This is a genomic window from Pseudomonas protegens, from assembly GCF_003732485.1.
GTDB classification, from domain to species: domain Bacteria; phylum Pseudomonadota; class Gammaproteobacteria; order Pseudomonadales; family Pseudomonadaceae; genus Aquipseudomonas; species Aquipseudomonas protegens_B.
This window is the reverse complement of record NZ_MOAK01000053.1, coordinates 56,013-69,211: the sequence shown is the minus strand read 5'-3', so window position 1 is coordinate 69,211 and position 13,199 is coordinate 56,013. Positions and strand designations below refer to the sequence as shown.

Genomic DNA, 13,199 nt, shown 5'->3' with positions numbered 1-13,199 from the left:
AGCAGATCTTCATCGACAACACCCAGACCGACCTGCAGTACAACCGCACCCTGGACCTGATGGGCAGCCTGGCCCTGCAGTTCAACGAAGAGCAGAGCCTGGACCTGCTGGCCCAGTACTACGACTCCGGCAACCATGGCAGCACCGGGATCTACTTCCCCAACCTCAAGTACCGGGCACCGTCCAACCTGGAAGACGCCGAGCTGCGGGGCGGCTACTCCACCGACCTGGAGCCGCGTACCAAGCGCCTGCTGCTCAACGCCAACTATCACCACAGCGATGTGCTGGGGCAGGACTTCTACCTGCAGGCCTCGTACCGCAAGGAAGACAACAACTTCTTCCCGTTCCCCTACTACAACAGCGGCAGTCCCGCGGGCTCCAAGGGCGTGTACTTTGCCGCGTCGCAGCAGAATTTCGAGGTCACCAGCCTCAAGGCGCTGTTTGCCAAGGAGTTCGATGCCTTCAAGCTCACCTACGGCGTGGACCTGGACCGGGAGCGCTTCAATGCCGAGCAGAGCACCTTCGATCAGCGGATTTCCTCGGACAGTGGCGGTCTGGATCTGGTGACCCTGAGCAAGGCGCCGCGCTATCCCAGCTACCGGGTCGACGGCCTGTCCGGCTACGCCCAGCTGGACTGGCATGCCACCGACAACCTGACGGTTTCCGGCGGCTACCGGCGTCAGCAGATGGACGTGGATGTCGGCCGCTTCAAGAACGTCCCCGGTGGCAGCAACGAATACGCGGTCAACCTGTACAACCTGGGCAGCATCTATGACTTCAAGAACGGTCATCAGCTCTGGGTCAACTACGGCGAGGGCTTCGATCTGCCGGACCCGGCCAAGTTCTACGGCAAGCCGGGCCTGAGCGTCGACGACAACCCCCTGGCCGGGATCAAGAGCCGCCAGGTGGAAACCGGCTGGCGCTTCTCCGATAGCGACTGGGATGCCCAGGCGGCGCTGTACTACATCTGGTCGGACAAGGTGATCACCACCGACCAGGCCACCCTGACCATTGACGTCAAGGACCAGAAAAGCCGCGACTACGGCTTTGAGAGCGCCCTGACCCGGCACTTCCAGAGCGGATGGGAAGTGGGCGGCACCCTGCATGCCGTGCGTTCCGAGGAGGAGAACCAGAACGGCGGCTGGAGCAAGCGCGACGCCCGTTATGCCTCGCTGTCGAAACTCACCGCCTTTGTCGGCTGGAAGGGTGACAGCAGCAACGTTCGCCTGCAGGGCAACCACGCCTTCACCCTCAAGGACGATGCGGTCAAGGTCATCGATGCCACTCACAGCGTCGACGCCCCCAACACCATCGACGGCTACACCACCTTCGACCTGCTGGGCAGCCACGACACCGAGTTCGGCACCTTCAGCGGCGGTATCCAGAACCTGCTGGACAAGCAATACAGCACCGTCTGGGGCCAGCGCGCCAAGCTGTTCTACTCACCGACCTATGGGCCGGACTACCTGTACGACTACCAGGGCCGTGGCCGCACCTACACCCTGAGCTGGAGCATGGCCTACTGAGTGTCCCGGGCCCGGGCAAGGGCCAGGCAAAGGCCCGCAGCAGGTCTTCCTCGGTGGCGTGCTCTTCGACACCGCCACCACCAACCGTTGTGGAGCACGCTTCGGGCCCCGTGGCATCCGTGGGCATTGCCTGTCTCGCCCCACAAGCCTCCTGACACTGACTGTCAGGAGGCTCTGATATTCTGCGCCGGTGTTTTTTCTCCGGAGTCCACCCAAGGTGTCGCGAGCCAGCCGTTTACTCACCCTGTTGCAGATGCTGCGGGGCAAGAGCCGTCCCGTTACCGCGGCCACCCTGGCGGCGGAGCTGGAGGTATCCGAGCGCACCCTGTACCGCGATATTGCCGAACTCACTTCTCTGGGCGCGCCGATCTACGGTGAGGCGGGCATCGGCTATGTGTTGCGCAGCGGGCTGTTCCTGCCGCCCTTGATGCTCAATGCCGACGAGACCGAGGCCGTGGTCCTGGGGTTGCGTTACGTCGATCAGCGCGGCGATGAGGTGCTGAGCAAGGCCGCCGCCGATGCCATGGCCAAGATTGCCGCGGTGCTGGCCCCGGCGGCCCAGGACGCCTTGCGCAACCCGACCTTGCTGCCGGGCCCGGCGGGCTGGGGCTTTCCCGACAACACTGTGTCGTTGAACGTGTTCCGTCAGGCGATCCGGCATCAGGCCAAGCTGTTGATCGACTATGCCGACGTCAACCGCAACCCCAGCCAGCGGCTGATCTGGCCCCTGGCGCTGGGGTTTCTCAACGAGGCCCGGGTGATCGTCGCCTGGTGCGAGTTGCGGGGCGATTACCGGACCTTTCGCACCGACCGCATCGCCGCGGCCCAGGAGCAGGGCCAAGCCTATCCGGGGCGGCGCAGCGATTGGCTGCGGGCCTGGCGCAAAGGCTTGCAAGGGGACGAGCAGGGCAGTCAATTCACTCCTGACAGGAAGTGACGCAGAGGGCTCTTAACATGGCGCGCTCATCGACTCACCAGGAGCTTTTGTCATGTCAGGAATCGACCCTTCACTGGCCCCGGCCATCCGTGCTTACGTGGTGGCTGCCAATACCGGCGACAGCTCGGCGGCGGCAGCGATCTTTGCCGCCGAGGCCCAGGTGTTCGACGAGCGAGAACACCGGGTAGGGCCGCAGGAGATTGCCCGCTGGATGGACGCCAGCCACCGCCAGCGTCCCCGGCTGCAGATCCTCGGGGTCCAGCAGCGCACCGGCAAGGTGTTGCTGGACAGTCTGGTCTGTGGCGACTGTTCCGACAGCTCCCAGGCGTTGCGCTACACCTTTCGCCTGGACCCACAGGGGCGGATTGCGCGGCTGGATATTTCCCGCTGAGGCTTGTCGGGGCAGTGTGTCGACACGGGGTGTTGGCCGGTTCGCCGGCAAGCCGGCTCCTACATGGAGCGGGTGGCGATGGCATACTGCGGCTTTTTTGCCGGGAGGCCAGCGGCCCATGCCATTCGATTCCCCCCTGAGCGCCTATCGGCATGCCCTGGAGCAGGACGGTTTCGTTGCCGATGAGGCACAGGCGCGGGCCGTGCAAGCCTTGCAGCACTGCCACGAAGCCCTGCATCAGGGGCACACGCCGGTACAAGGGGTCTATCTGTGGGGCGCGGTCGGGCGGGGCAAGACCTGGCTCATGGATCAGTTCTACCAGAGCCTGCGGGTGCCGGCGCGGCGTCAGCACTTTCATCACTTCATGGGCTGGGTGCACCAGCGTTCGTTCCAGCTCACCGGCACCGCCGATCCCTTGCAGGCCCTGGCCCGCGAGCTCGCCGAAGAGGTGCGGGTACTGTGCTTCGATGAGTTGTTCGTCAACGATATCGGTGATGCGATCATTCTCGGGCGCCTGTTCCAGGTGATGTTCGAGCAGGGCGTGGTCATGGTCTGCACCTCCAACCAGCCTCCCGAGCAGTTGTATGCCGATGGCTTCAATCGTGAACGTTTCCTGCCGGCAGTCAGCGCCATCAGCCAGCATATGCAAGTGGTGGCGGTGGACGGCGAGCAGGATCACCGTCTGCACCCGGGGGTTGCCGCGCAGCGCTACTGGCTCAGTGCCGAGGGCCAGCCCAGCGCCCTGGAACCCTTGTTCCAGCAGTTGAGCAGTGGCCAGGCGGTCTCCACTGAACCGCTGTTGATCGGCTATCGGCCGGTGCAGGTGGTCAAGGCCGCCGGCAGCGTGATCTGGTGCCGTTTTGCCGATCTGTGCGAACAGCCGTTTTCCGCCATGGACTTCATGGCGCTGTGTGACAGGTTCAGCGCGATCCTCCTCAGCGAGGTCCCCAACCTCAGTGCCCAGCAACGCCCGGGACGCATTGCCCGAGGCACCGAGGATGGCGCCCAGCGGGTGGTGGCGGGGGACCGCGAATTGCCCCAACTGTCGATCCATGACGACAGCGTGCGCCGCTTCATTGCCCTGGTGGATGAATGTTACGACCGCAAGGTGCCGCTCTATCTGGAGGCCCAGGTACCGATGGACCAGCTGTACACCGAGGGTTACCTGGAGTTTCCCTTCCGCCGCACCTTGAGCCGCCTGCAGGAAATGCAACTGCAACGGTTTGCCACGCCGCCTGGTGCGTGAGGGGGAAAGGCTTCCGGCTGGGGTTCATCCTGGCCAATCATTAGGATTTTTCTGCTGCAAGTGGGTGAAAAATCTTCGTTTGGTCAAATCCCCCAGCCTACAATCGAGGCTGCCTGAGCCCTGAGTGCTCACTTTCAATGCGTTGATCGAGGATGAACATGGACGTTGCCGATGTCGTGGTGCTGCAAGCCAGTTACAGCAACCCGGTGCATGCCGAAGCCATAGGCGTGCTGCTCAATCACTATGCCCAGGACCCCATGGGCGGCGGCCAGCCCCTGGCGCCGGACCAGCTTCAGCAACTGCCGGCAGAGCTGGCCAAGCGACCTCAGGCGTTCAGCGTGCTGGCCTTTGCCGGTGGCCAGCCAGTGGGGCTGGTGAACTGCTTCGAAGGCTTTTCCACCTTCGCCTGCCGGCCGCTGGTGAATGTCCATGACGTGGTGGTGCTGGACAGCTTTCGCGGCCAGGGCCTGAGCAAGCGCATGCTGCAGAAGGTCGAGGACATCGCCCGGCAACGGGGTTGCTGCAAGATCACCCTGGAGGTGCTGGAAGGCAACGCCCGGGCCCAGGCCGCCTACCAGGCCTGCGGTTTCGCCAATGCCATGCTCGATCCCGCCCATGGCCGCATGCTGTTCTGGAGCAAAGCCTTGTAATGTCCGATGTCACGCCCTCGTCTGAAGCCTCCAGGGCCCAGGAAACCTCCTGGCAGATATTCCTGATGTTTCTGCGCCTGGGGCTGACGTCGTTTGGCGGACCGGTGGCGCATCTGGGGTATTTCCGCCAGGAGTTCGTCCAGCGCCGTCGCTGGTTGGGAGAGGCGGCCTATGCCGAGCTGGTCGCCCTGTGCCAGTTTCTTCCGGGGCCGGCCAGCAGCAAGGTCGGTATCGTCCTTGGGCTGTCGCGCGCAGGTCTGCCCGGTGCCTTGTGCGCCTGGCTCGGTTTTACCTTGCCGTCGGCACTGGCGCTGGCCTTGCTGGCGCGGGGCATTGGTAGCGAAGTGCCTCCCGGGGTGCTCAAGGGCTTGCAATTGGTGGCGGTCGCGGTGGTTGCCCTGGCGCTCTGGGGGATGGCCCGCAGCCTGTGTCGTGGCCCCTTGCGCATCGCCATTGCGCTGCTCGCGGCGTGTCTGGTGCTGCGCTGGCCAGGCCTGGGCGGACAATTGCTGGCGATGCTGCTGGCGGCAGGGGTGGGTGTTGCGCTGATCACGCCGGTGGCACGACCCGAGCAGGATGCCCTGGCGCCTTGGGGCAGTCGGCGTCTGGGCTGGTTGTCATTGGGGTTGGCAGTGCTGTTGCTGCTGGTACTGCCCTGGCTGGCGACGCATTGGCCAAATGCCTGGTTGCGCCTGTTCGACGGTTTTTATCGCATCGGTGCTCTGGTGTTTGGCGGTGGGCATGTGGTCTTGCCGCTACTTCAGAGCCAGGTCGTGGCGTCAGGCTGGATCAGTGATCCGTTGTTCATGACTGGCTATGCCAGTGCCCAGGCGGTGCCAGGGCCATTGTTCAGCGTCGCGGCATTCATCGGCTCGGCCATCGACGGCTGGCTCGGGGCGATGATCTGCCTGGTGGCAATCTTCCTGCCGGGCTTCTTGCTGGTGATCGGTGTGCTGCCTTTCTGGCAAACCTTGCGCCATCGTCGGGATATCCAGGCTGCACTGGCCGGGGTCAACGCCGCCGTGGTGGGTCTATTGGCGGCCGCGCTGTACCAACCCCTGTGGACCAGCAGTGTGACCGGGCTCCCGGAGCTTCTGGCGGTGCTGCTGGCCCTGGTGTTGCTGCGCAGCGGCCGGTTGCCGCCCTGGGCCCTGGTGCTGCTGGGGGCGGCGCTGGGGGGCTGGCTGCTCTAAGCGTCGTGCAAGGCGGGGTCGAGCTTGGGAAACACCAGGCGGAACTCGGTGCGGCTGTCCGGTGCGCTTTCGACCTCGGTGCGCCCCTGATGCAGGTTCATGATCGAGCGCACGATCGCCAGCCCCAACCCGGTGCCGCCTTCGGCTCGGGTGCGACTGCTGTCGACCCGATAGAAACGCTCGAACAGATGGGGCAGGTGGCAGGCGGCGATGCCCGGCCCGGGATTGCCCACGGCAAGGCTCACGCTCTGCAGTTGGCGTTCGATCCGCAGGTCGATCCGGCCCTGGTCCGGGCAATGGCGGATGGCATTGGACAGCAGGTTGGAAATGGCCCGCTGGATCATCAGGCGATCTCCCAGCACCCAGGCGTCACCGCGCAGTTCCAGCTTCAGTTGCCTGTCCTCGGCGCTGAGGGCAAACAGGTCCATGACCCGCTGCGCTTCCTCGGCCAGGGACACCCGGGCGAAGCGGGCCTGGGACGCCGGTTGGCTGACCTGGGCCAGGAACAGCATGTCGGCGACGATCCGCGTGACCCGCTCCAGCTCCTCGATGCTGGCTTCCAGCACCGCCTTGTACTCCTCCGCAGGGCGCTCCCGAGACAAGGTCACTTGGGCCTTGCCCATCAGGTTGCTGATGGGCGAGCGCAGTTCGTGGGCCAGGTCGTCGGAGAACTGCGACAGACGCTGCACACCGCCATCCAGGCGCTGCAGCATGACGTTGACGCCCTGGCCCAGCTCCGCCAGTTCCCGGGGCAGCTTGTCCAGGTTCAGGCGATGGGTCAGGTCCTGGGTGGTGACCTTGGCGGCGACCCGGGTGAACTGCTGCAGGGGGAGCAGGCCCCTTTGCACCAGCCGCCAGGCGCCGATGCCGATCAGCAACAGCAACAGGGGCAGGGCAATCACCGTGGAGCGCAGGTAGGCGCTGAGCAGTGCCTGGTCGTTGCTGCGGTCCAGGCTCAATACCACCCGCACCTGCTCGCCGTTGCGCAAACTCATTGATCGGGTCGCGCTGAGCAGTTGGTTGCCGCGGCTGTCGCGCCAGTCGAGGTATCCTTCGGCGGTGTTCTCCCTCAGGGCCAGGGGCAGCGGTTGCTGAGCCATGCCGCCGACGTCGAGCAGGGGCTCGGCCTGTGGATCGCTGCTCAGGATGTTCAATTGCAGATTGTCGTGGCCCATCACCAGGTCCAGCAGGGAGTGGGGGCGGGCGGCCAGGTCGCTGCTCTTGAGGTCGCTGGTGAGGCTGTGCTGGATCTGCTCCAGCTTGCTCTCCAGGCCCTTGCGCGCCAGGTTGCCCAACTCGTGGCTCAGGGCCAGATAGGCCAGGGTCGCCAGCAGCAGGACCAGGGCCGCCCCCATCAGGCTGACGGTCAGCCCCAGGCGCATGGACAGGCTGCTGTTGGTCGGTGCTGCCGGGTGGGGGGTCATTGGCGCACTTCCAGGACATAACCGACACCACGCAGGGTGTGGATCAGCTTGACCTCACTGGCATCATCGATCTTGGCCCGCAGGCGGCTGATGGAGACTTCCACCACATTGGTGTCGCAGTCGAAGTTCATGTCCCAGACCAGGGAAATGATTTGCGTGCGGGTCAGCACTTCCCCCGAGTGGCGCATCAATACATGCAGCAGGGTGAACTCCTTGGTGGTGAGATCTATCCGCCGGTTGCCGCGATACGCTCGATGGCGCCGGGGATCAAGTTGCAGGTCGGCCACTTGCAATACTTGCGGTTGGGCCACGGGTTCGCTGCGACGAATCAAGGTCCGAACCCGGGCGAGTAATTCGGGAAATTGAAAAGGTTTGACCAGATAATCATCGGCGCCCATATCCAGGCCCTTGACCTTGTCTTCCAGACGGCCGCGAGCGGTCAACATCATGACCCGGGCCGGAGAATGTCCACGCATATGTTCCAATACTTGCCAGCCATCTTTGCCCGGCAGGTTTATATCCAGGATCACCAATTCGTAGGGCTGTTGCTGTATCAGGTGCAGGCCGTCCACGCCATTATTGGCGCGGTCTACTATATAGCCGCTCTCACTCAGGCCTTGATGCAGGTAGTCCGCTGTTTTGGGTTCGTCTTCAACCACCAGAATGCGCATTGCCAGATCCTCTCCAAACCGCTTGGGTAATATCGAATGAGTGCAGGGTGAAGCCTGAAGTAACTAAAGGGTCAACAAAATTAATAAGCCAATTCATAGGATTAGCCAGGTGACACGATCAGCGGTGAACGCTCGGGCGCAGGCATGCTAGTTGAACGAGCGCAGGGAAAGTGGTGGATGACGGAGTTGTAATGTTGCGGTCATTGTCGTGACAGAGTGGTTGCCGGCGGATATAAAAAAGGCGCCCGGGGGCGGGCGCCAAACGTCCATCTCTGCCAAAGGAGCACATTGTCCAGAGTGGGTACTTCGTTAAAGATGTATCAGGCGTCGGGCCGTTGTTGCTTGGCGTCCGAGGTGGAATAGTGCGGGTCGGTTTTCTTCTGTTCGGCCTTGGCGGTGTTCTCGGTCTTATCTCCGTGAACCTGTTGCTGGGCGACGCGGAAGTTGTCATAGAAGCGTTGCATATGCTCGGCTCCGCCTTCGGCAAAGGCTGCGCTGGAACTGGCCAGAATCAAGCCGCTAAATACCAAAGTTGAAAGTTTCATGCTGTGTTTCCTGCTTAAGAGTGTTCGATAACTTGTTTCGTCCCTGCACAAGAAGTGATGGGAGAAGTTTCACCGAAGTGTATTAAGTGAGGGTTAACTTCAGCCTGAACGGGACATTACATTCTTGACATCATGTGTCCGCAGAAAGGAGCTGGCCGTAGGAGCTGGCTTGCCAGCGAAGGTGCCTGCGAGGTCGGCACAGGGCTTGGCGGCCTCTTCGCCGGCAAGCCGGCTCCTACGGGTGTAAGGGGGGGCTGTTGCGTGGGGACGGGCGGCCCGGTAGGAGCTGGCTTGCCAGCGAAGGCGTCCGAGAGGTCGGCGCAGGGCTTGGCGGCCTCTTCGCCGGCAAGCTGGCTCCTACGGGTGTAGGGGGGCTGTTGTGTAGGGACGGGCGGCCCGGTAGGCGCTGGCTTGCCAGCGAAGGTGCCTGCGAGGTCGGCGCAGGGCTTGGCGGCCTCTTCGCCGGCAAGCCGGCTCCTACGGGTGTAAGGGGGGCTGTTGCGTAGGGGCGGGTGTGGGGGGCCGTTGCGACCCCTGAGTCGGGTTCTTACTTCTGTACCACGGTCGCTTCCGTCGGCGCTTTGGGCTTCATCAGGCTGAAATCGATCAGCGGCTTGCTCTGGCGCGAGTAGGGGTCGCCAATCAGCAGCGGGCGCGGCTTGAAGCTGTCGCTGACCAGGCTGCGGCTGTGGTCCAGCTGATCGAAACTCAAGCCCGCCAGGTCGGCCCAGGTATGAATCAGCTGGGAGCTGCTGTAAGGGCGGCTGAGGTCGGAGGCAAAGCTCCAGTCATGGGTTTCCCGCCACTTCGGTGAGGCCCAGGCCATGAACGGGATGGTGTACATCGGCGCTGTGGGCTTGCCTTCGTTGCGTCCCAGGGTGTCGTGCCCCGCGGAGTCGAAGACGTCTTCGCCGTGGTCCGACAGGTACAGCAGGAAGCCGTTGGGATCGGTCTTGGCGTAGTCCTTGATCAGGCTGGAGACTACGAAGTCGTTGTACAGCACCGCGTTGTCGTAGCTGTTGTAGGTCGGCAGTTGATCGTCACGCACGCCGGCCGGCACGCCCTGGCGATCGGTGAACTTGTTGAAACTCGGCGGGTAGCGGTACTGGTAGCTCATGTGGGTGCCCAGCAGGTGCACCACGATGAACTTGCGCGGGGCGCTGTCGGCCAGGGCCTTGGAGAAGGGCTCGAGCACGTCGCCGTCGTACTGGCGGGCGTTCTGGTTACGGTTGTTGTTCAGGTACACCTGCTCGTCCGCCTGCTCGGAGAAGGTGGTGAGCATGGTGTTGCGCTTGGTCATGGTCTGCTGGTTGGTGATCCAGTAGGTCTTGTAGCCGGCCTGCTTCATCACGCTGACCAGGGACGGGGTCTTGAGGTAGAGATCGGGGTTTTCTTCGTCGGCGAAGGTCAGTACCTGTTGCAACGCCTCGATGGTGTAGGGGCGCGGGGTGATGACGTTGTTGAACACCGCCAACTGGTCCTTGAGCTTGTCCAGCTCCGGGGTGGTCTGGCGGGGGTAGCCGTAGAGGCTCATGCGCTGGCGGTTGGTGGACTCGCCGATCACCAGCACCAGGGTGGCCGGCTGGTTGGCCATGCTGTCCTTGAGGTTGGTCAGCGGCGGGATCTTGCTGACGCTGTCGAGCATGCCCTGCATGCCCTCCAGTTGCTCACGGTAGCGGCGATAAGCGACCACCATCTGCCACGGCACGGCGGGTTCGATACGGGTTTCGAACTTTTCCAGGCCGTCCGCCAGGGTGTCGGTGCGCGCGATTTGCTTGACCAGCGGGTAGCCGACAATGGCCACCAGGATCGCCACGGCAGCCACCAGGGCCTGGCCCCGGGGCAGGTATACCGGGCGCAGGCGGGTCCAGAGGAAGAGGGCGAAGGCAGTGTGGGCCAGGAAAGCCAGGAGCATCCACCAGGCAAAATACTGCGTCAGGTATTCACCGGCTTCGGAGGGGTTGGACTCGAACATGATGAAGATGACGCTTTGCGAGAACTCCTGCTGGTAGACGAAGAAGTAGCCCAGGCTGGCCATGGAGCAGGCCCAGAGCACCACGCCGATCACCGCGGCCATGACTTTGGTGCGTGCCGGGAATAGCAGCATCGGTGCCAGCCAGATGGCGCTCATGAAGAACGCCTGGCGGAAACCGGCGAAGCCGGACGTGTCGGTCAGTTGAATCAGCAGTTGGGTGATGCCGGAGAAATACCAGAAGAACAGGAACAGCCAGAGCAGCCCCATCCAGTCAAAACCTGTCGCAGACGTGTTACTGCGTTTGAACCATGCCATTGAGCGCTCCCCACCATTCCGTGATCATTGCGCGCCGGTTCAGCGTCGCGATGAAGGCCGTCTTCTGTAACAAGACGGCCACAATGGCCGCGAGTATCGACAGGCAAGTGTGAAAAGTTCGTTAGCGCAATGTTGGATTTTTGTCCGGCGTATCAGGCGGCCGGAGCAGGCTTTGCGGGGCAGGGAGAGAGGGTCGAGCAGTGAACGCAGGCTGGGCCTGCGTTCCGGGGCGAGGTTCAGCTCGCGCAGGGGCGGTGCAGCGTGACTACGGGGGCTTGTCCCTGGTTCTGCAACATCAGGCGCAATTGGGCGAGTTCCCGTTGCAATTGATCGCGCTCGTCTTTGAGTTGGCGCAATTCGTCACGACGAATGGTCACGTAGAGAGTTTGTGCTGGTCGTGCCGGTAGTACTGTGCCCATTGCTTCACCTCGCAACTGGTATGCCTCATCTATGCTCTGCTGGCCGCATCCCTTGCGCAAAGCACTATCGCAGGCAGCGCGAAAACTACTGTGTTAGGCAACCGTCTTGCCTTCACGCGTGACGTTTTCACGCAGCTTGATGGCGGCAATTTTATTTCTTTTCTGAGTAATTGGAACTTTTTTATTTTTCGTGGTCGTTGTGCCTTCCTGGCGTTTTGCGTCGTTATCCCCTCAAGTTCTGAGAAACTTCGTCCCCAGTGTCGGGACTAATCTTCACGCAGTCCGCGCCGGCTGGGGCAAGTGATCGGGCTTGGGCGCGCCGCATTGCACGCAGGTGGCCGCAAAAACTGGCGTTTTGTCTGAAGATTGCGCTGTCTTGGAGCGTCTCGCCTTGTATAGTTGCGCCCCTCGACGTTTGCACCCAGCCCTTTGGGCTATACATTTTTGATCTGAATTTTTTTGCAGTAGGAGCATCAGCACATGCAACTGGGGATTATTGGACTGGGCCGCATGGGCGGCAACATTGCACGGCGCCTGATGCTCAATGGGCACGAGACCGTAGTCTTTGACCGCAACACCGATTTCGTCAGCACCCTGGCCGCCGAAGGCGCCAAGGGCGTCGCCGACCTGCCGGCCCTGGTGGCCGGCCTGGAAAAGCCCCGCGCGGTCTGGGTCATGCTGCCCGCCGGCGCACCCACCGAAGAGACCATCGACACCCTGAGCCAGTTGCTGGAGCCGGGTGATGTGATCATCGACGGCGGCAACACCTACTATAAGGACGACATCCGCCGCGCCCGGGATCTGGCGCAAAAAGGCCTGAAGTACATCGACGTCGGCACCTCCGGCGGCGTCTGGGGCCTGGAGCGCGGCTACTGCATGATGATCGGCGGTGATGCCGATGAAGTGCTGCGCCTGGACCCGCTGTTCTCGGCCCTGGCCCCCGGCCTGGGTTCGATTCCACGGACCAAGGACCGCGTTGCCGATGACGATCGTGCCGAGCGTGGCTATATCCACGCCGGCCCTGCCGGTGCCGGGCATTTCGTCAAGATGATCCACAACGGCATCGAGTACGGGATGATGCAGGCCTTCGCCGAGGGCTTTGACATCCTCAAGACCAAGTCTTCGGACATCCTGCCGGAAGATCAGCGCTTCGACCTCAACGTGGCGGACATCGCCGAAGTCTGGCGTCGCGGCAGCGTGGTGTCCTCCTGGCTGCTGGACCTGACCGCCGATGCCCTGGCCGGCGATCCGAAGCTTGACGGTTTTTCCGGTGCCGTGGCCGACAGTGGCGAAGGGCGCTGGACCATCGAAGCGGCCATGGAACAGGCGGTGCCGGTTCCGGTGCTGTCCAACTCGTTGTTCTCCCGCTACCGTTCCCGCGGCCAGGGCACCTACGGCGACAAACTGCTGTCAGCCATGCGCTTCGGCTTTGGCGGCCATGTGGAGACCGGTAAGAAATGACCTCTACGCGAAAGAAGTCCAAGGCGTTGCCTGCGCCGCCGACCACGCTGTTCCTGTTCGGCGCCCGCGGTGATCTGGTCAAGCGCCTGCTGACTCCGGCGCTGTACAACCTGAGCCGCGACGGCTTGCTGGATGAGGGGCTGCGGATTGTCGGCGTCGACCACAACGCGGTGAGCGACGCTGAGTTCGCCACCTTGCTGGAAGACTTCCTTCGCGATGAAGTGCTCAACAAACAAGGCCAGGGGGCGTCCGTGGACGCCGCCGTCTGGGCCCGCCTGACCCGTGGCATCAGCTACGTCCAGGGCGACTTCCTCGACGACTCCACCTATGCCGAACTGGCGGCGCGGATTGCCGCCAGCGGCACCGGCAACGCGGTGTTCTACCTGGCCACGGCGCCGCGCTTCTTCAGTGAAGTGGTGCAGCGCCTGGGGGCTTCGGGGTTGCTG

12 protein-coding genes and 1 pseudogene are annotated in these 13,199 nt (G+C 63.0%); 8 read left to right on the top strand and 5 right to left on the bottom strand.

All coding sequences use genetic code 11. The features are described from left to right. The 6 genes from BLX41_RS35290 to chrA form a co-directional block, all read left to right on the top strand. A partial coding sequence (locus BLX41_RS35290) for a TonB-dependent receptor domain-containing protein (protein WP_259744860.1) occupies positions 1 to 1,526 on the top strand: 1,526 nt, incomplete at its 5' end. Positions 1,527 to 1,743: 217 nt separating this feature from the next. Next, positions 1,744 to 2,463 (top strand): helix-turn-helix transcriptional regulator, encoded by a 720-nt coding sequence (locus tag BLX41_RS13460; RefSeq protein ID WP_123725280.1) that lies wholly within the window; start codon positions 1,744 to 1,746, stop codon positions 2,461 to 2,463. Between the two features lie 52 nt (positions 2,464 to 2,515). After that, positions 2,516 to 2,854: a nuclear transport factor 2 family protein gene (locus tag BLX41_RS13455; protein ID WP_123725279.1), complete on the top strand. Its 339-nt coding sequence runs from the start codon at positions 2,516 to 2,518 to the stop codon at positions 2,852 to 2,854. Between the two features lie 118 nt (positions 2,855 to 2,972). Then, on the top strand, positions 2,973 to 4,100 hold the full coding sequence (gene zapE, locus BLX41_RS13450; RefSeq protein WP_123725278.1) for a cell division protein ZapE: 1,128 nt from the start codon (positions 2,973 to 2,975) through the stop codon (positions 4,098 to 4,100). Between the two features lie 158 nt (positions 4,101 to 4,258). Then, the gene (locus BLX41_RS13445) at positions 4,259 to 4,750 is read left to right on the top strand and encodes a GNAT family N-acetyltransferase (RefSeq protein WP_123725277.1); all 492 of its coding nucleotides are present in this window, start codon (positions 4,259 to 4,261) and stop codon (positions 4,748 to 4,750) included. Further along, the gene (chrA, locus tag BLX41_RS13440) at positions 4,750 to 5,943 is read left to right on the top strand and encodes a chromate efflux transporter (protein ID WP_123725276.1); all 1,194 of its coding nucleotides are present in this window, start codon (positions 4,750 to 4,752) and stop codon (positions 5,941 to 5,943) included. Before BLX41_RS13445 ends, chrA begins: the two co-directional genes overlap by 1 nt. Here the strand turns inward: chrA and BLX41_RS13435 are convergent. From BLX41_RS13435 to BLX41_RS13410, 5 genes are all read right to left on the bottom strand, one after another. After that, positions 5,940 to 7,367, bottom strand: coding sequence for a heavy metal sensor histidine kinase (locus BLX41_RS13435; protein ID WP_123725275.1), 1,428 nt, complete (start codon positions 7,365 to 7,367; stop codon positions 5,940 to 5,942). The genes chrA and BLX41_RS13435 overlap by 4 nt on opposite strands. After that, positions 7,364 to 8,038: a heavy metal response regulator transcription factor gene (locus BLX41_RS13430; RefSeq protein ID WP_123725274.1), complete on the bottom strand. Its 675-nt coding sequence runs from the start codon at positions 8,036 to 8,038 to the stop codon at positions 7,364 to 7,366. The genes BLX41_RS13435 and BLX41_RS13430 overlap by 4 nt, the downstream gene beginning before the upstream one ends. Positions 8,039 to 8,358: 320 nt before the next feature. Beyond that, complete coding sequence (locus tag BLX41_RS13425; protein WP_123725273.1) at positions 8,359 to 8,583, bottom strand: hypothetical protein; 225 nt, start codon at positions 8,581 to 8,583, stop codon at positions 8,359 to 8,361. A 547-nt stretch (positions 8,584 to 9,130) separates the two neighbouring features. Next, entirely contained in the window at positions 9,131 to 10,873 is a 1,743-nt protein-coding gene (locus BLX41_RS13415) for a phosphoethanolamine transferase CptA (RefSeq protein WP_123725272.1), read from the bottom strand. Positions 10,874 to 11,109: 236 nt separating this feature from the next. Next, a complete protein-coding gene (locus BLX41_RS13410) occupies positions 11,110 to 11,292 on the bottom strand; it encodes a DUF6026 family protein (RefSeq protein ID WP_123725271.1) in 183 nt (60 codons plus the stop codon). Positions 11,293 to 11,772: 480 nt separating this feature from the next. On the opposite strand from BLX41_RS13410, the gene gnd reads away from it, so the two are divergent. Both gnd and BLX41_RS35285 read left to right on the top strand, forming a co-directional pair. Further along, positions 11,773 to 12,753 (top strand): phosphogluconate dehydrogenase (NAD(+)-dependent, decarboxylating), encoded by a 981-nt coding sequence (gene gnd / locus BLX41_RS13405; protein WP_123725270.1) that lies wholly within the window; start codon positions 11,773 to 11,775, stop codon positions 12,751 to 12,753. Then, positions 12,750 to 13,199, top strand: a pseudogene (locus BLX41_RS35285) (glucose-6-phosphate dehydrogenase); the annotation flags it as partial. The gene gnd and the pseudogene BLX41_RS35285, both read left to right, overlap by 4 nt.